Consider the following 17,998-nt stretch of genomic DNA (forward strand, 5'->3'; position numbering starts at 1 on the left):
TAGGTCCGTTCGATCCAGGTCACGATCGCGATGCGCAGCTGTTCGCGGGTGGTCCAGCGGCGCCGGTCCAGGACGTTCTTCTGTAGCAGTGCGAAGAAGGACTCCATCGCGGCGTTGTCGCCGGCCGAGGCGACCTGTCCCATCGATCCGACCAGGTCATGACGTCGCAGCTCGGCCAGGAACTTCCGGGACCTGAACTGCGATCCGCGGTCGGAATGGACCACGCACCCAGCCACGCGTGCGCCACTAATACCGCGGCGAGCGACCGCGGAACGCAACGCGGTCACGGCCAGGGACGACTTCATGCGGTCGCTGATGGAGTAGCCCACGATCCGGTTCGAGTACACGTCCTTGATCGCGCACAGGTAGAGCTTGCCTTCACCCGTGTGGTGCTCGGTGATGTCGGTGAGCCACAACCGGTTCGGTGCGGTGGCGGTGAAGTTCCGCTGGACCAGGTCGTCGTGCGCGGGCGGGCCGGGCTGCTTGCCGTTCTTGCCACGTTTCATGCCGAACACCGACCACCAGCGCCCGTCACGACACAGCCGCCACATCGTGCGGTCACACGCAGTCAGGCCGGCCTGGCGGGCCTCGTCACCCAGGAGCCGGTACCCGAACTCCGGATCATCACGATGCGCGTCGAACAACACGTTGGCCAGGTAGGCCTGCTCGAGTTCTCGGCGGGTGACGGGCGCGGCGAGCCACCGGTAGTAAGGCTGTCTGGCGAGCTTCAGGACCCGACACGCCACCGTCACGGGGATCCCCGCGCCGGCGAGCTCTCTCACGAGCGGGTACATCATTTTCCCGGCAGCTGCGCCTGAGACAGATACGCCGCCGCACGACGCAGCACCTCGTTCTCCTGCTCCAGCAACCGGATCTTACGGCGGGCCTCACGCAGCTCGGCGGACTCGCTCGAGGTCACACCGGGCTTGGTGCCTTCTTCGACGTCGGCGGCATGCAGCCAGTTGCGCAGGCAGGACTCGCTGATCCCGAAGTCCTTCGCGATCTGCCTGATCGGAGCCTGACCACGCCGGGCGACGGCCACGACGTCGTCGCGGAACTCCTTGGGGTGGGGTGCGGGCACGGTGAACATCCTTCCAGCAGTGCCTGTCGGCACCACAAGTCAGTTGTCACCTATCCGTGCAGCACAGTCCCCACGCTGACCGTAGCCCGAAGGCTCGCGGCTAGCAGATGATCTCGACGTACAGGCATAGGAGACGCAGGATTCACCCGGGCGGGACGGTGGTTCGTGAAGCTAGTCCGTATCTGAGAGGCTTCAATCGCATACCATGGGTCCCTCCGACCCTAGGGAGTCTCTCTTGCCCGATCTGGACAACGTTCGAGAACTGTTACACAGGCCGGACACACTCGTGTTTGTCGGATCAGGCGCCTCTCGCTGGTCGGGGCTTCCGAGTTGGGAACAACTCCTTGAGGGCCTATGCAATGAACTCGACCGCCTCGGCCGGGATAGCGATTTGGCTCGAAGCCAACTGAGGAGCGGAGATCTCCTCCTCGCGGCGAGTTACGCATCCGACCAGTTGACGCTCGAAGAACGCCGCGTGTACATGCGATCAAAATTCATAGGCGCGGATTCGGGGCCGTCGGAGCTGCATCTGGCTATAAGTCAGCTTGGACCTACTTGCTTTTTAACGACCAACTATGACTCGCTTCTTGAACGCGCCCTCGCAGACGAGCGGCCAGGAGAGCACTTTGACGTCGTGACCCCTGTGCACAGATTGGAAATACCCTCGATAATCCAAGCTCGAGCAAACCACTTCATATTTAAACCACATGGCGATATTGGAAACAGCGATACCGTGGTGCTCACGCGTGAAGACTATCGAATCTTTCAAGATCATCGACGAAACGTATTCGAAGCCACCAAGACCCTATTGGCCAGCCGACCCGTAATATTCATTGGATTCGGGCTGCGTGATCCAGATTTCCTTCTAATGCGGGATCAGTTGCTGGGTACGTACACCTCAAGCCCCGCGGACCATGTGGCAATCATGCCGGACGTTCACGAGCTCGAAATGCAGTATTGGCGACGTAGTTACGGGATAGAATTGCTCTCCTATAAGACCGACCGCAAAGCCAGAAATCCCCACAGTCCGATACTTGACCTTATCCAGAATCTCAAGGATGAACCGCGCGGTACCTTGGTCGACGCCGCTTCGACCGCGCCTCGATCCGATCCTAGTACAATCCTAAGCCTCGCACGATTCGCACGCGGATTTGGCGAGAGCTTGTCTCAGAGTAGCGACGGATTCCCGCTGCAGCTGTCACGTGCACGGGCAAAGGAATCGAACGAGACGTGGTCGCAGTCATCTTGGCGATTAACGACCGCAGACGCGCTAGGTGCTCTGACCGCATATCGCGGAAAACTCTTGATCGAAGGTGCGCCAGGCTCAGGGAAGTCCTTCCTTGTAACGCGAGTTGCGGGGCGCCTGGCGCGCCAGCTGGAAGCGGCATGCCTCGACAGCGGTGATGTCTCTTTCACAACGCCCGTTCCTGTCCTCATTCAGCTCCGCGACTACCGGGGCGACTTGTCTGCCATGCTTGAGAAGGTCTTGCCAGTCGATCTGTCATTTGCTGGGATGCTAGATAGTGGCATGACTTATCTAATCCTCGACGGGGCAAATGAGATTGAGCCGAAGTACGAAGAATCCTTTGCCCGAGACCTATCGCAGCTTGTTGCTGCGCCAAATGCGACAATAATTGTGACGACGAGATTCGCGTCGGCAATTGACATGGCGGCGGACTTCACCACCGTGCTGCTTGATGCGGTCGACTCTCAATATGTAGATAACGCGCTAAGAACTCTTTCCATATGTCCCGAGGGAGTTAATCCCGAGACGCGTGAGTTGCTCCGCCGCCCGCTCTTCTTTGCAGCCTGGAAACGCGGCGATATTGATCTTCGTTTGACCGGCACCGTCCATGACGTCTATTCACAACTGGCTTCACGGCATCAAGATGCCATATGTGCGCGGTTTGACATCGATGTTTCACTGCATGCACTCCTCGGTCGAATAGCTCACGGGATGGTCGATGACGGGGAGCTCTCAGCCTCCCTGACAGACGTTCTTGTTGGCTTGAGAAGAGCTCTTCCAAGCGACGTTCGTGAGGGGGACGTGCTGGATTACCTGATCGAGACCGGCCTCCTGATAGCCACCCCCCTTAAGCGGTTGGCCTTTTACCATCACTCCGTCACAGAGTATCTTGCTGCCAGTCATCTCGCGCGCCTTGTCGAGGGCGACCTTGGCACCGTAATAGGATGCCTCGGCCGAGTCGATTGGGATCAGTCACTTTTGCTCACTCTGGGCTTTCTGAGCGATGATCTGGCGGCAAGAGTTCAGGGCGAGGTCATGCGCGTGGATACGTTGATGGGGCTTCGTGCGCTCCATTTCTTGGAGCATCGAAGGGATGAGTGGATCGCAAAGGCGCTGGCCCATATCCCGGAAGAACTAGGGATGCAGGAGGACCTCAACATCGCGAGAGCTCTCGAACTCATATCTTTCAAGGATGTGCACACGGAAGTACTAAGTGACTTGTCGGAGCGACCAAATTCCGTTGGCGGCACCGCCGCGGCGAAGTTATGCGACATCCAGCCGGAGCAGGTTGGTCAAATCCTGGACGACATCGTCTATGGTCGGCGGGATTACAACTACTTGAACGCTGCGGCTGCACTGATCAAGGGCCGCATCGACGAGGCTACTGCAGTTGGATGCCTCGAGGCCTTGGAGCGACGGGAACGCGAGCAGAAATTGACCGTCGTCAAGATGCTTGGAGGGCGAGAGCCGTTTGTTGCCGAGATATCTGCGGTCGCGGAGGTAATCCAAGAGTCGGCATCGGTCGCGGTATGCGTCAGAAGAGCTCGATCCAGTGATTCTGAACTAGTCAAATTGGTTGTCGAGAGGCGGGTTGATAGGTCATTTGATCCCGAGGGGATGGTTTATTTAAGAGAGCGTATCGCTGCTGGCTCTGACCAGGCGATATTTGGGCACTATCTACAATTGGCGCGTCTGGACGAAGTGGACGATGTCGAAGTTTTAGAGCCTTCGCCTGAACTTGTGAGTGCGCTAGTCGCTAAACTGCGTGTGCCTGATGTGGGCAGGTGGTCATTGGGCCTGCTCCGGATCTTAGTGGTGTGGGCACCGGGGACAGCGGATATCATCACACGTTATCGCGAGAAGGGGCTTGTTGGTGCACTCCTCAAATACGCGTGCGGCAACGTCGTCGCATTTGAGGAGGAACTTCGTCTCCTGGTGCGTAGTGGAATTGACTGGGACCAGGAGCCGACGTTCGCACTTGAGGACGTGGAGGGCATGTCACCGGACACGGTTCGTACGCTGATCTCGACTCGCCATGATGGATTGGCTGGTGCGATATTGGACGCGTTGTATGGCTCAAGTTCGGCTGTTGACTCTCTGGGCTTGAATTTGTCGGGCGAGATTGACTCGTATTTGGAGTGGTTGGACCGGCTCTCAAGGATCGATCCTATCTCATTCCCTGCCGACCGGCTGTCGGATTTCTTGTGCAGACACACGAGCGACGAAACCCGCGATGCGTTGTTGTCGAAGTTCAATTCGGAGCCGGCTGTGCGGCCTCTCATGAATGCATGGATACTTCCGCGCATTCGCGGAATTAGTGCAGACGATCTGTCCGCAGAAGCGACTGAGTGGATTCTCTCTCGTGCGGGAGACAAGCCTGATGCTTTCCATCGGTTGGGTACACTTGAGCTGATTGCGACAGAGGAGATGGTGATGGGGGTCCTCATGCCCAGGTACTTGACCGAAACTGACGACACGACGCGCGCTCGACTTGCCGCCTCCCTGCGTTTGATCGGGCGTCGCCACAATAGACGCTATGTCGGTGACGACGATCAGGTAGTCGGTCTAGCGAACGAAGCGAATGGTCGTTGATTTTCGTCGGTTCATGCTCGCATGAGCTGGGTCGGGCTGCGGTCCTGGAGGCAGGGGTGAGGCCAGTCTTTGTGTTCCGCGGCGATGCGGTTTCGGTCTTCTTGGGAGTGATGTCGCGGGTCGGTTCCCTTGGACAGGTACTACCGTGGGAGCCTGTTGGTGTTCGCGTTGCTGGGCCGTTGCACGGGTGAGTGGGGATCGGCGAGCGGAGCGTGCGGCCCTTGCGTGATCACGCTCGCAGATCTGACGGCACAGGTACGGCTCGGAGATGCGGTTGCAGCAAGTGTCGAACCCGCTGTGTCGCGGGCACTCAACGTCAACGGAGGCCGGCAGTAGTAGATGTCCGGGCAGCCGCAATCCCAGACCACACGGCCCCAGGCCGTTTCGATGTCTTCCCGGGTCGCAGTCACGGGCAAACGGTATCTGAACCGCCCCGTGATGAATTTCCTTACTGTCTCCGCCGTGCCGGCAGCGACGCGCCTGGCGACTAGTCGGGTGACGGTGCTTGCCGGGCAGTCGTGACCCGGCAGGTGCCGCACCTGCGCATGTGCCGGCTGCCGGAGTCGCCCCGGCTCGCCAGGTCTACTCGTCGACCCCTTCGCTCGCGAGCGCTCAACCGTTGGCTGGCCCGGTGAAGGACACGAGGCGCGGATTCTCGAAGCCGTCCCAGCCGTTGTAGGCGAAGGCTTCACGTAGCGCCGCATTGTTCATGCGGCGATACACCGCGGCGAGTTGAGCGTCGGTGCCATCGAAGAGCGCGGCACGCGCGACGGCATTGTCGAGCAGGGTGAGGAAGGCGGGCTCGGCCCTCGCTGAGTAGTAGAGGGCGAAGTTGGTGTAGGCGCCGAGCTTGTCGTCCTCGTCTTTGCCAGCGTTCGCGATGCCTCGGTAGACGTCGAACTCGACGAGGAGATTGGTGAGATCCTGTGGTCGACTATCGCCGAGGAGGTCGAACAGATGAGCCGCCACGGGCTTTGCGGCCTCGATGACGCCGCTTCGTGCACCTTCCTCGTCCTTCAGCAGCTCGGCTCGGGCGACCATGACTTCGGCCTTACGGAGCAGGGACTTCCAGTAGCCATTGTGCGTAGCGATCGGGGTGAGGCGGACCAGGACCGCCAGGTCCTCCCACTGTCTTTCGTGCACGAGTACGGCGCCGACGGCGTAGAGATGCATCAGCACCTCCTTGTGGCCGAGCGGGAACCGGCGCGGATCGTTGACGAAGTCTTCATCGACTGCTTCGTAGACGTCTCGGTAGCCCTCCGTCACTCGGGAGAAGGTCGCACCCGCTGAGTAGCGCGCGGAGAGCACGGCGATGATATCGAGGCGGTTGAGTTGGTCGCTCAGTTCTGACGCGACAGCTCTAGCATCCTTCTCTGTGGCGGTATCGACGACAGCGATTGCGCTGCTAATCGTCTTCCGTAGGAGAAGATCGAGGCCGACCTCGTCGCCGCGTCGAATGAGCTCGGTGACTGCCGCGCCGAACGACTCAGCTGGCATCTCGACGTTCACGTTCACGAACCCATTTGGCTCGAAGGCTGGGGTCGCGACGCGGACCGTCTCGAAGATGTCTCGCCGCCACTCCTCCTTGCGGGCCGCGATGACCCGCTCGATGATGCCGCGCGCTTCGTGCTGATTCCAGCGAACGCTAGAGGTTCCACGACGCACGAAAACGTCGCCAGCGCGCCAGACGGTCTTGTTCTCGTACTCGCCGTCCTTCGACATGATCCGCATGCCATCGCGGTTCGAGCCGACGCCGATCAGGAGGAAGTCGTTGGACTCGATGCGGTGGAGTGCGGTGCTCAGGTCAATGGGTTCACCGAGAACAGCGGCAACTTTGGATCGGATCTTCTGCTCATCGAAGTCGCGAGCAGCCTCCGGTGCGAACATGTCGCTCGGTACCCCATGATCGTCAGCACCCACGACGATGTAGCCACCGGTCGAGAGGGACTCCATCGCGGCGATGTCCTTGCACAGTTCGATGAGGTCGGACTTCTGCCGAGGATCCCACGTCGCCTTGAAGTCGAGATCATCCGACTCTGCGCCGCGCGCGAGCAGCGCACGTAGGCGATCCAGATCGACACCCATCGACATAGCTGGAGAGAGTACAACGGCGAGGGCAAGGCGGAGTTGGCCACGAGGCCAGAGGTCGGGACCACGACTCACCCCCAACGCACCAACTAGGCCGTGAGCGATGCGGGTCCGAGCGGAGGCCCCGTCGTCGCCTCCGACGACTGCCCCGGGACGCCCCGGTGTTCGGCGGGTAGCCTGTGGCGTGAACGGGCATGCAGCCCTGTTCTTGAATCACGACAGACCCGTCAAGGTCCCGAGTCGTTCCCCGCGAGCGGGGAGCAGCACACCAGGCCCGATTCCCCCACAGTTCCCCCAAGGCGCCCAGCCAACCGGCGAACCACGGGGTCAGGCCCACATGACACGCTTCAACGTCTGAGCATCACCCCGGTTGCGACTTGGTCCTTCGACCAGGCCGGATACCGGTTGAACTGCGGTAACGCTTCTGAGCCCTCGGGACAGGGCTGGACAGGAATGGCCTCGGGGGGCCGTCCATGTGCTCATGGTCGTGTTGATCTCGGGCAGGGTGTTGAGCCCGTGGTCGAGGGTGACGGGGTTGCCGTCGAGGTCGACGCCGACGATCGCGATCACCGGTCTCCTCAGAGACCGTGAGGTGCGTGTACCCGTGCAGGGCGTGTACCGCTAGCTCGCTGGTGTCCAGCGGGTCGACCAGAACGCACAGTCGGGGTCGGGATCATCCCCGATGACCTGCGGGTCGTCCTCCTCCGAGGCGTAGATGAACGACGGGATCACCTCTTTGAGGAGTTCTTTGTATCGCTGGTGCATCCACAGGTCGTAGTCGGACAGGAAGTCGTCCGCGTGGCGCAGGTTCTCGTTCCGCACGGTGTCCGGTGAGCGCAGCCTGAACGAGCCGGGGGCGTATGTCGCTCATCGTGGTCTTGACGAGTCCGGCGATGGTCTCGGCCAGCTCCGCTGTGGGTGTCTCGCTGCTCATGCAGGGCGTCTCCAGTCCGCTATCGCAACTCAAGTGGGGGCTCGATGCCCGGCGGGCTCATGGTCGCAGCAATGAATACGGCCTCGAAGTCCGCGGCCGCATGGTCTTGGCACCCGTCAGGTCATCGAAGCTGCCAACGGCCAGCTCTCGGTCCTTGGTCATCGCTCCGAACACCGCGAAATGCAGCTCGGTCCCGGGTTACCTCTCGCGCACCTGCCGTGCATGTAGCTGATCACGTCAGCGTGCTTGACCTCGAAGTCGCAGATCACGATGGTCGGGGCGTCTCTGACGTCGGGGAAGAACGACGCGTCGTCGAGCGCTACGCCGTCGCTCACCCTGTTGCACCGCAGGTATCCGATAGGGCATCGGGAGAACTGGTCCGAAGCGAGGAACGTCGCCAGGGGTGAATTTGTACGCCGGTGGTAAGGATGACGAGAATCTTACGGTGGCGCGGATGGTTTCGATGCATTGGCATATTCACCGTGGGTGAACTCTGCTCTTGGGCGGGTGAGATCGGGTCATATACGTGACCCAAACTGATCTCCCCTGAGACAATTTTGCTAGGGCGAACAGGGTGTCGACGCTGACGCGACGTGCGTGCGTTCGGCCGCGATGTTTGCTCCGAAGACAATAATCACCCGGGCGAACTCGTCGCGAGGATGGCAGTGGCTCTGACCGTCTGCCGTGGCCTTATGGCACCATTCACCCAGACCGAGAAGGCTCCGTGCGCATGCCTACACCTCTTTTCGTACTCCTGCTCATCGCAGCGGTCATCATCGTCCCGGCAAGCACCAGCAGCTTCTGGCTTACAGTGCTGGTGGTTAGCGTTATTCTCATTGCCAACCCCGTAGTTCGCGTGATCCGGAAGAACCGCTACTTCGCGTCTGACCACTTCCGGGCACTGAAGGGGGAGATCGCCTCAGTGGTTGCGGAGCACAACGATGTGGTCGGCTATGTCGAGGAGATCCGCGCCCGGGGTTCGTTTGAACTCGGGTCATCGTCCTCCGGCCAGTACGCGCACCTCGCGTCATTCGATAACACCTCGGCGTGGAACAACCGGCGCGACCGCAATGTCGCCGAGCATGCCCCACACGTGCACAACGCCTCACTGCAAATCGTGCGTAACGCTAGCACCGACCCGATCAAGTACCTGATGAAGTACTTTTCCGTGAAGGCTGATCAGGGCACACTTGCTGATGTCCAGCGTGTCGCCGATGACATCGCCCGGCTGGAAGAGGCGGTCGCTAACGTCAAGGGGCGTGAAGCGGACATCACCGCGAAAATTAGCCCTCCCGCGTTCATTCTCAAGCATTATCGCCAGGAATTTTGGGACCAGGTCGGCGTACATCTTTCGCCTATCGAGGTGCCCTACCCGCAGTACAAGTTCCAGTACACGTCTGCCGGTGGAAACAGCGGCCAGACAGCGACCATCAAGCTCAACACGCCGACGCTTGAGGCGCTGTCCGCGACGCTGGTCGAGAAGATTCGCTGGGCCAAATCCGCTGCTGGCCAGCGCGCGCTCATGACGACGAGGTTGCGTGGCCAGATCAAGGAACGCGACAATCACACATGCCTGAACTGCCGGGTCTCGCTGGCAGCTGAGCCGCACCTACTGCTTGAGGTCGACCACATCATGCCCGTGTCCAAGGGCGGGCTCAGCGTGCCCGAGAACCTTCAGACGCTGTGTTGGAAGTGCAACCGCTCCAAGGGTGCCAAAGTCGTCGCCTAGTACTACAACCGGAGACGGGCCTTGGCCTGCAGATGCTGGACATTTGGCGTCAGGGAGCGGTCGGGCCTGTGCCTCCGCTCGAATCGGGCGACGAAAACCAAACCCACCTAATTAGTTTGGAAGCCTTGCCGGATGGCGAACGGATGATGCTGGCCAATCGGCCGAAGATAGCTCCTGGCCTGGTCTTATTGTAATGCTGGAGTGAGCCCGTCCGGGGTCGGGACTGGTCCTTAGGGCCAGATTGACGGAGTTAGGGCCAGTAAGGGCCAGTCCCGCTGGGCCTCCGCTGGTGCGAGAGCTGGTAGCGCGGCCTCGCGCACCGACCTCGGCCAAAGCCTCCAGCACGGGCCACCGATCGATGGCTGGGGCTGGCATCATCAACGCCGTGAGCCCCATCGCCGACCTCGCCATCAGGATCCTGCGCCGATCGCGGCTCGACCTTGGCCCGGGGCTGACCAGCGACCAGATCGCCGACATCCAAGCCACCTTCGGCTTCACGTTCAACCGCGACCACATAGACGTCCTGCGGCACGTTACCCCCGAGGGCTGGATCGACTGGACCGGCGACGAGCAGACCATCCGCGACAGCCTGGCATGGCCGATCGAAGGCGTCCTGTACGACGTCGAGCGCGCCTTCTGGATGCCGGCCTGGGGCGAACGACCGGCGGCCAAGGCCGCTGCGATCGAGGTCGCCCGGCACCACCTGACCACGGCGCCGCAACTCGTGCCGGTCTTCGGCCACCGTTACATCCCAGCAGCACCGGAGCCCAGTGGTGCGCCGGTGTTCTCCGCCTACCAGACCGACGTCATCTACTACGGAACAGATCTCGCCGACTACTGTGCCCACGAGTTTCTCGGTGCGGCGACGGGCCGCACCCACCACCGCCGAATTGCGTTCTGGTCTGACCTCGTCGACGGGGTGGGCGGCATCGAGTTCTGGTGATCGTGGGGCAATCCCAGTCCGCTGTAGGCGGGAGTGGACCGCGGGGGAGAGCCCGGCCATGAACGGGGCCACCGCGTCGGACGTTCCAGAGCTTGCCTCCCGAGATCGGCGCATGGCTCCAGAGCGATGCCGTCATCCCCTGGGGAGGGGGAGGGGCTCCGGTCCGAGGAAGCCTCAGCCGAGGCTGCCGGCAATGCCTTCGTCGAAGTAGCCGACCCAGATGCGCCCGTCTAGGTCGACCTGCAGGTGCGCGATGCCCTCGCCGAGCGCGCCTTACGGCACGACCGGTCTGGTCGACTACGGCGGCGTTCGTTTCCGGACCTTGCGGCGCCCATGCGCAGCGGGAACGGGCAACGAGATACCCGCCATCGGGCACTGGCTGGACGAATGCCGGCTTGACGGGCAGAGGCGCGAGCACGACGACGTGCGCTGGGTGGAGATCCGAGACCGTGTAAGACGCCAGAGCAACGGTGCGGCCGGGCTTTCCAAGGTCGCGCCGTCCTCCCGACCCGCCTTCTCGGGCACCATCCACTGGGCCCTTCGGACCCATGCCCGCGGAGACAAGAGTCTCGAACCCGCTCGGTGGTATCAGCGCACCGACCCGTCGCAACCTGTATTTCGTGCCCCTGGGCCGCTTCTTCGTCACGTGGTCGGAGCGTAGCCCTGCCCGGCGGCTCAACCTTGGCCTGATCGCTGGCAAGATGCGCTCGTGAGCGACGCTCTGGAACGAGATGATGTAGCTGGGCGAGAGTGGGACTTCCTCGCGATCGACCGGGATGGATCTGTCGCACTCATCTCCAGTGCCGGATACGGCCCGATTCCCGACGCTGTTCTGAGTCAGGGAGTGTCAGTCGAAACCGTCGTTGCAGGTCTGCGGACGGAATTGCCTGTGATCGGCGAATCGCTCGATCGCAGGGAACAAGACCGTCTTGGTGACTACTCAGACTGGTTTGAAGCAAGTAAGCGCGGCCTGTACACCTATGACTGGCATGTCCACGGCGGCCCTTACGAACAGGTCTCGGCGCCATCGGCGGTGTTGCGAGCCGAAGGTCTCACCCCAGAGGTGAGCCATGTCGCGGCTCTGCTGCGGCTCCCTGTCCTGTTCGCCGAGACAGCGCAGCTCTCGCTCGACGAGCACGGAACCGAGCCGTTCAGGAAGGGAGCGCCGACATGATCGAGATCGACATCTTCACCGATCTGGTCGAGGTTGATGCCAACGGAATCGGACGGGTTCAGGCGAACCGGAGTCTGCTGCACGTCGAGGCGGGAGCTTTGTTCGCCGCCGGTCGACCGGACGGCTGGTCTTGGGTGAGAGTTCTGGAGGTCGGCAAGCACTTCGAGACGTTCTTGCTCGTCTCTGAGGAAGAGGCAGCGAAGGGGGCTCGCGTTGCGCCGCGATCCACCGTGAGCGCGAGCCCATGTACCTGATCGTCGCTTCCGACGACCAACCTCTCACCGCCTGCGAGACCCCGGTGGGCCAGAAGCGAAAAGGTAGCCTCAATGCGGAGCAGACACGAGTCCTGCTCGACGAGAATCACGACAGCCCGTCGCAGTTCCCAGCTACTGCCCTCGTGGTAGCGGCACACCCGGCCCGATTCCCCACAGTTCCCAATCGGCGAACCACAAGGTCAGGGCCACATGACACGCTTCAACGTCTGACCCACACGACTGACCGCCGTCGCGGCGCACCGACGCTCACCGCAGCAGCGGAGCCGTGAGCGCTTCCATCACCGCGATACCAAGAAGCAACGCGATGATCGCCGGATAGAGGCGCACGTTGTCCTTGACGCCCGCGAGGTACCCGTCCCAGGCCGACGACAGGTTGCGTCGCCGGTACCCGAAGGTCGAACGCCAGAGGATGACGGAGCCCAGCATCGCCAGGACGTAGGCCTGGAACTCGATCAGCAGCACCGGCGAGGCGACGAGGACCACTACCAGCTCTTCGAGTGTTGTCGGGGCATACGGCATGCCGATGAACGCTGCGCGCCCGAGTGTCGCGAGCACACCGAAGAAGGGGATGGTGAGCGAGGGCAACGTCGTCGTCGCCAGTGCGGCGAACAGGAGGTTACCGAGAAAGGTCAGCAGCGATGCCTTCACGACGCTGCCGCTGGCATAGGCCTCGACGATCACGGATGACCCGGGCGAGCTCAGGAAGGCTTCGGTATTCGTCATGCCCCATTCGCGGAGCCCGGGAAGATAGACGGTGACGATCATCGCCATGACGAGAGTGCCGTAGACCACGAGGTTGGAAATCAGGTAGGCATTCCAGTTGTCACGCAGCACTGTTCGGAAGTTGTCGAAGAGGCGCATGGATACTCCTTGTCGTCGTGGCGGGCAGGTGATCGGGAGAGCCGCGCTCAGTCGTGGAGCGACGGCCTGGGACGCAGGCCTCGTAGAAAGCTCTTCTGTCGGTCGTTCAGCTGGTGCTCGGCCAGGTCGAGGAGGACCTGAAACTGCTCTTCGGTCAGTGGCGGCATCCCGTCGGGAGCCTCGGCGAACTGTGCCCCCGCCTGGGCCATGAGCTGATCGAGCTCGCCATCGGTCGTGCTCTCGTCGATGGCCTCGAAGCGCTCCTGCAAGGACGCCAGGACCGACCGCTTCTGCGGGTCGTGGAGCGCCTCGACGAGAACATCGCTCTGCGGATGCTCCCGGTAGAGGTGGGCGACGACGATGGCGACCGGGGCGTCGGCGGGTGTCAGGCTCAGCGCGGCTGCCGCCGTCGAGAGCCCCACGTGGTGTCCGGCACGTGCCCGGGCCAGCCGTTCGCGTTGTTCGGTCAGGGCCGTGATCTTCGCCCCCAGGGCGCGGTCCGCGTCGTCCAGCACCTCGTCGGCGGAGGAGCCAGAGCTGACGGCCACGACTCCGGCCTGCGCCAGCGACAGGCCGGAGTCGGTCAGCTGGTTGATCCTCAGCACTGCCACCAGGTGGTCCGCGGTGTAGTCCCGGTACCCGTTGGGCCGACGCGGAGGCTCCGGCAGCACGCCTGCCTGGTGGTAGTAGCGGATGGTTCGGACCGTTACCCCGGCGAGTTGAGCCAGCTCTGAGATGCGCATCAGGGTGACACCTGGCCCAGCCGGCGGATGCCGGGACCTGGCAGGGGCAGAGCGGCCGCGTTGATCCGCAGGAGGGTGAGAGCCGACGTGGCCGAGTGCGGGGTGCCGGTGTCGAGGCCGATCCGTGTCATGCGACAACTTCAAACGATGACGTCGCGTCAGGGTCAAGCCGGAGTCGGTCAGCCGGCCTCGGCGGACACGCTACGACGGCGGATGCACCCCTGCCCCCACGACCTAGATCCGCCTGGTCGGCGGGTTGCCGCTGGTCTACTGTCGGTGCTCGTGATCGCCGACGCCATCGATTCCCGTCTGGCCAACGCTCTCTTCGATGTCCGTGCGACCGGAGCAGGCGTGCTCGCGCAACCCGCGGTGGCGCTGACGCGCGCCATCCACAAGGGGCTGTGGGTCGGGGGACGAGTAACGCTGACCCCGACTGAGTATCACTTCCACCCGAACGCCATGAACCGTTCGATGCACGACGGCCCGATCGACTTCGTCGTCCCGTTGGTCGACATCACCGACATCACCACCAAGTGGGGGATGGTGACCAGCCTTGTCGTCGTGCGCGCCGGAGGACACAGGTTCACGATCCGGTGCTACGGCGCCCGGACGTTCGCGGGCCGCCTTCGTGGCGCAGTTGCTGCTGCGCGAGGGGAGTCGCCCGACCCACGGTGATGAGCGGCTCCTGTGCGGTGGGGAGCAGGCACAGGTTGGCCTCTTGTCGCAGCGTGAGCGGGTCGCAGGCGGAGCGCCGCACATCCCCAGCAGCTCGTCGTCCCAGGCCGCCTACGGTCGGGCGTGCGCGGGAACCACCCGGTCGAGCCGGCCCGCGGCTGACGGGTCGCTCCGGTGCCGGGCTCGTGGCCCGGCACCGCAGACCTACAGCGAGATCAGCTTGTCGGGCGTGATGGGCACGTTGCGCACCCGCACACCGGTCGCGTTGTAGACGGCGTTGCCGATCGCGGCCGCCGAGCCCACGGTGCCGATCTCGCCCAGACCCCGGGCGCCCAGGCTCCGGGTCCCGACCTCCTCGCTGCCGTCGCCGAGCGGTCCGGTGAGGACGGGGTCGGGCCGGTCGAGCATGACCACGTCGATGTCGGGCACGTCGGCGTTCACGGGCACCAGGTAGTCGGCCAGGGTGCTGTTCGTCAGGCGTCCGGTGGTGAGCTCCAGGTGGTTCTCCTCCAGGAGGGCGTGGCCGATGCCGAAGATGACGCCGCCGACGAGCTGGCTCCGGGCGGCCTTGGCGTTGATCACGCGGCCGACGTCGGCCACCGTCGTGAACCGGGAGACGCGGGTCTCGCCGGTGAAGCGGTTGACCCGGACCTCGCAGAAGTGGGCGCCGAAGCTGTGGTGCACGTACCCCGGGTCGGCGTCGCCGGCCGACTCGGCGAGCGTGGTGATGGCCGGGGAGCCCACGACCCTGAGCAGGCGACCGAAGGTCATCGAGCGGCCGAGGCCGTGCACGATCCCACGCTCGTAGCGCAGGTCGTCCGCGCTCGCGCCGTACCAGGGCGATGCCTCGTCGGTGACGGCGAGCCGCTTGAGCTCGGTGATCGCGTCGCGGGCGGCGTTCACGACCAGGGGCACGGTGGCGTGCGTGGCGCTGGAGCCGACGGCGGGCGCGCCCTGAGGCAGCAGGGAGTCGCCGATCTCGGGCGTCACGCGGTCCAGGGGCAACCCCAGGGCGTCGGCGCCGGAGACCGCGACCATGGTCTGCCCGCCCGTGCCGAAGTCCGAGATCCCGGTCGAGACCACGGCGGTGTCGTCGTCGAGCAGCCGGACCCGCACGCTCGCGGGACGGCGGTGCGCCGGATAGATGGCTGCGGCCATGCCCGTGCCGTACAGCCACTGACCGTCGACGCGTGAACGGGGCGTGGCGCTGCGGGCGGACCAGCCGAAGCGTTCCGCCCCGACGCGGTAGCACTCCTCGAGGTGCTTGCTGGACCAGGGCAGACCGGAGACCGGGTGCGCGGTGGCGTGGTTGCGCAGCCGCAGCTCGACCGGGTCGACGCCGGTGGCGACGGCCAGCTCGTCCATGGCCGTCTCCAGGGCGAAGGACCCGGGAGCCTCGTTGGGCCCGCGCATCGCGCGGCTCCCGGGGATGTCCAGGACGGCCAGCTCCGCGTGGACGTGCAGGTTGGGCGTCCGGTACAGCGCGTCCGTGGTGTTGTGGGCAGGCGTCATGGGAAAGGCGACGGTGGTCGGGCGCTCGGAGACGCTCCGATGGCTGACGGCGTTCAGGACGCCGTCGCGGGAGGCGCCCAGCCGGACGGTCTGCGTGAGCTCGGGACGGTGACCGGTGAGCGTGAACATCTGCTCGCGCGTCAGGACGAGCCGGACGGGGCGGCCGAGCTCGCGGGCCGCGGCGGCGGGGAGCGGGGTGTCGCTCCACAGGATGACGCGGGCGCCGAACGCACCGCCCACGTACTTGCTGATCAGCTGGACGTTCTGGGGCAGCACCCCGAGCCGCTGGGACATCCCGAGCGCGAACGCCGCGGGGATCTGCGCGCCGGCGTGGATCGTGACCCGGTCGCCGTCCCAGACCGCGAGGATGGCGTGGGGCTCCATGGCCACGTGGTGCTGGATGTTCTGGTGGAACTCGGCCTCGACGACGACGTCGCTGGCGGCGAGCGCGTCGTCGATCGACCCGACGCCGGGAGCCAGCACCTCGACGCTGCTCGGCGACCCGCTGAGGGTGGGGCCGGCCGGCACGTGGGGCTCGTCCGCGAGGGAGGTGCGCGGTGGGCGGGTGTCGTAGGTCGTGGTGATCAGCGCTGCGGCGTCGCGTGCCTGCTCGGGGGTCTCGGCGACGACCATCGCGACGGCCTGTCCGTGGAACCGGACCTCCGTGTCCTTCAGGGGGAGGTAGTTCTCCACGAAGCCGGCGAGCGGGCCGGTGATCGGGTACAGGTTGAGGCGAGGCTCCGGTGCGGCGTACACGCGCAGGACACCGGGCGCCGCGAGCGCGGCGGCCGTGTCGATCCCGGTGATGGTGCCTCGTGCGACGGTGCTGGTCACGAGGTGGGCGTGGGCGAGGTCGGTGGCGCGGTAGTCACCGGAGTACTCGGCCGCGCCGGTGACCTTCAGTCTGCCGTCGACGCGGTCGGTCTCGCGTCCGACTGGGGTACGGGGCATCGTGACTCCTTCAGCTGCTGAGGGCGAGTGCGCCGGCCGGCGGGGCACTGCGGTGGATGGGGACGCCGGTGCTCAGGGGTGCCCCTGTACCGCCGTGCCGGTGGGCGACGATCTCCGCGGCGATCGACAGCGCGGTCTCCTGTGGGGTACGGGCCCCGAGGTCGAGGCCGATGGGGGAGTGCAGGCGGTCGAGCTCGCCGCTGGTCAGGCCGGCGTCGCGGAGCCGGGCGAGGCGTTCCTCGTGGGTGCGGTGCGAGCCCATGGCGCCGACGTAGGCCACCGGCATGCGCAGGGCGGCGGTCAGGAGCGGGAGGTCGAACCTGGGGTCGTGGGTCAGCACGCAGACGACGGTGCGGGCGTCGAGGAGCCCGACGTCGGCCTGGGCCTCGAGGTAGCGGTGGGGCCAGTCCACGACCACCTCGGCGTCCGGGAACCGTTCCGGGGTGGTGAACGTGGCCCGGGCGTCGCAGACGGTCGTCCGGTAGCCCAGGAAGGTGCCGAGCCGGGCGAGGGCTGCGGCGTGGTCGATGGCGCCGAAGACGAGCATCCGCGGGGGCGGGGCGCTGGACTCCACCAGCAGGGTCATGGGTTCACGGCAGTAGCTGTCGGCCACCCCGACCTCGACGGTGCCGGTCCGCCCGGCGTGCAGCAGGTCGGTGGCCCGGGCCTCGGCCACCCGGTCGAGCAGCTCGTCGCCCAGGGAGCCCTGCGGCGGCCGGCCCGGTCGCACGACGATGGTCCGCCCGAGGTGGGCGTCCGGGCCGTGCACGACCGTGGCCACGGCCACCGCCCGGCCGTCCGCGGCGTCGGCGAGGGCTGGTCCGAGCTCCGGCTCCACGGCGGGTCCGGCGGCCGGGTCGTGGTGGCGCAGGAGCAGCTCGATGGTGCCGCCGCAGGTCAGGCCGACGCCGATCGCGTCGGCGTCGGAGTACCCGAACCGCAGGGCCTGCGGGGCGTGGTCCCCGGCCAGCATCTCCTGGCACGCCTCGTGGACGGCGGCGTCGACGCACCCGCCGGACACGTTGCCCAGCACGGCGCCGTCCGCGTCCACGACGAGCGACGAGCCGGGCTGCCGGGGTGCGCTACCGGCCACGCCGGTCACGGTGGCCGTCACGAACGGGGTGCCGCGCCGGACCCGTCCGAGCAGCTCATGGGCGAGCTCAAGCATGGCCGTCACCTGCCCTCGCGCCGTGG

Annotated in this window: 15 protein-coding genes; 6 read left to right on the top strand and 9 right to left on the bottom strand. The window is 64.7% G+C overall.

The window, feature by feature from the left end; genetic code table 11:
- Window positions 1-1,081 (bottom strand): IS3 family transposase gene (locus tag ACIBBF_RS22620; RefSeq protein WP_397417870.1). Its coding sequence is split into 2 segments (ribosomal slippage), with 1,079 coding nucleotides annotated over them: window positions 1-800 and window positions 803-1,081; the frame shifts between segments, so codons are not numbered across the junction. This gene is flagged as partial in the annotation.
- 481 nt (window positions 1,082-1,562) lie between these two features.
- On the opposite strand from ACIBBF_RS22620, the gene ACIBBF_RS22625 reads away from it, so the two are divergent.
- Window positions 1,563-4,919 carry an SIR2 family protein gene (locus ACIBBF_RS22625; RefSeq protein WP_397418034.1) on the top strand — a complete coding sequence of 1,119 codons (3,357 nt, stop codon included), beginning with the start codon at window positions 1,563-1,565 and terminating at the stop codon, window positions 4,917-4,919.
- A gap of 612 nt (window positions 4,920-5,531) precedes the next feature.
- On the opposite strand, the gene ACIBBF_RS22630 is transcribed toward ACIBBF_RS22625, so the two are convergent.
- The 3 genes from ACIBBF_RS22630 to ACIBBF_RS22640 form a co-directional block, all read right to left on the bottom strand.
- On the bottom strand, window positions 5,532-7,010 hold the full coding sequence (locus ACIBBF_RS22630) for a helix-turn-helix domain-containing protein (RefSeq protein ID WP_397417872.1): 1,479 nt from the start codon (window positions 7,008-7,010) through the stop codon (window positions 5,532-5,534).
- A gap of 324 nt (window positions 7,011-7,334) precedes the next feature.
- Entirely contained in the window at window positions 7,335-7,577 is a 243-nt protein-coding gene (locus ACIBBF_RS22635; RefSeq protein ID WP_397417874.1) for a hypothetical protein, read from the bottom strand.
- Between the two features lie 51 nt (window positions 7,578-7,628).
- Complete coding sequence (locus ACIBBF_RS22640; RefSeq protein WP_397417876.1) at window positions 7,629-7,829, bottom strand: hypothetical protein; 201 nt, start codon at window positions 7,827-7,829, stop codon at window positions 7,629-7,631.
- An 842-nt stretch (window positions 7,830-8,671) separates the two neighbouring features.
- On the opposite strand from ACIBBF_RS22640, the gene ACIBBF_RS22645 reads away from it, so the two are divergent.
- The 4 genes from ACIBBF_RS22645 to ACIBBF_RS22660 all read left to right on the top strand — a co-directional run bounded on the left by ACIBBF_RS22645 (window position 8,672) and on the right by ACIBBF_RS22660 (window position 12,041).
- Entirely contained in the window at window positions 8,672-9,670 is a 999-nt protein-coding gene (locus tag ACIBBF_RS22645) for an HNH endonuclease (protein ID WP_397417878.1), read from the top strand.
- Between the two features lie 385 nt (window positions 9,671-10,055).
- Entirely contained in the window at window positions 10,056-10,613 is a 558-nt protein-coding gene (locus ACIBBF_RS22650) for a hypothetical protein (protein ID WP_397417880.1), read from the top strand.
- A 709-nt stretch (window positions 10,614-11,322) separates the two neighbouring features.
- A complete protein-coding gene (locus tag ACIBBF_RS22655; RefSeq protein ID WP_397417882.1) occupies window positions 11,323-11,787 on the top strand; it encodes a hypothetical protein in 465 nt (154 codons plus the stop codon).
- On the top strand, window positions 11,784-12,041 hold the full coding sequence (locus tag ACIBBF_RS22660) for a hypothetical protein (RefSeq protein WP_397417884.1): 258 nt from the start codon (window positions 11,784-11,786) through the stop codon (window positions 12,039-12,041). The genes ACIBBF_RS22655 and ACIBBF_RS22660 overlap by 4 nt, the downstream gene beginning before the upstream one ends.
- A 267-nt stretch (window positions 12,042-12,308) precedes the next feature.
- On the opposite strand, the gene ACIBBF_RS22665 is transcribed toward ACIBBF_RS22660, so the two are convergent.
- The 3 genes from ACIBBF_RS22665 to ACIBBF_RS22675 are packed head-to-tail and all read right to left on the bottom strand — an operon-like array spanning window position 12,309 to window position 13,797.
- Complete coding sequence (locus ACIBBF_RS22665; RefSeq protein WP_397417886.1) at window positions 12,309-12,923, bottom strand: hypothetical protein; 615 nt, start codon at window positions 12,921-12,923, stop codon at window positions 12,309-12,311.
- A gap of 47 nt (window positions 12,924-12,970) precedes the next feature.
- Complete coding sequence (locus tag ACIBBF_RS22670; RefSeq protein ID WP_397417888.1) at window positions 12,971-13,666, bottom strand: MerR family transcriptional regulator; 696 nt, start codon at window positions 13,664-13,666, stop codon at window positions 12,971-12,973.
- Window positions 13,666-13,797 (bottom strand): hypothetical protein, encoded by a 132-nt coding sequence (locus ACIBBF_RS22675; RefSeq protein WP_397417890.1) that lies wholly within the window; start codon window positions 13,795-13,797, stop codon window positions 13,666-13,668. Before ACIBBF_RS22675 ends, ACIBBF_RS22670 begins: the two co-directional genes overlap by 1 nt.
- 151 nt (window positions 13,798-13,948) lie before the next feature.
- Here ACIBBF_RS22675 and ACIBBF_RS22680 point away from each other — a divergent pair, with 151 nt between their 5' ends.
- A complete protein-coding gene (locus tag ACIBBF_RS22680) occupies window positions 13,949-14,341 on the top strand; it encodes a hypothetical protein (protein WP_397417892.1) in 393 nt (130 codons plus the stop codon).
- A gap of 204 nt (window positions 14,342-14,545) precedes the next feature.
- On the opposite strand, the gene ACIBBF_RS22685 is transcribed toward ACIBBF_RS22680, so the two are convergent.
- Entirely contained in the window at window positions 14,546-16,804 is a 2,259-nt protein-coding gene (locus tag ACIBBF_RS22685; RefSeq protein WP_397417895.1) for a xanthine dehydrogenase family protein molybdopterin-binding subunit, read from the bottom strand.
- A gap of 10 nt (window positions 16,805-16,814) precedes the next feature.
- The gene (locus tag ACIBBF_RS22690) at window positions 16,815-17,972 is read right to left on the bottom strand and encodes an XdhC family protein (RefSeq protein ID WP_397417897.1); all 1,158 of its coding nucleotides are present in this window, start codon (window positions 17,970-17,972) and stop codon (window positions 16,815-16,817) included.
- Window positions 17,973-17,998: the final 26 nt, after the last annotated feature.

Origin of the sequence: Promicromonospora sp. NPDC050880, assembly GCF_044456525.1 — a bacterium.
GTDB lineage: Bacteria > Actinomycetota > Actinomycetes > Actinomycetales > Cellulomonadaceae > Promicromonospora.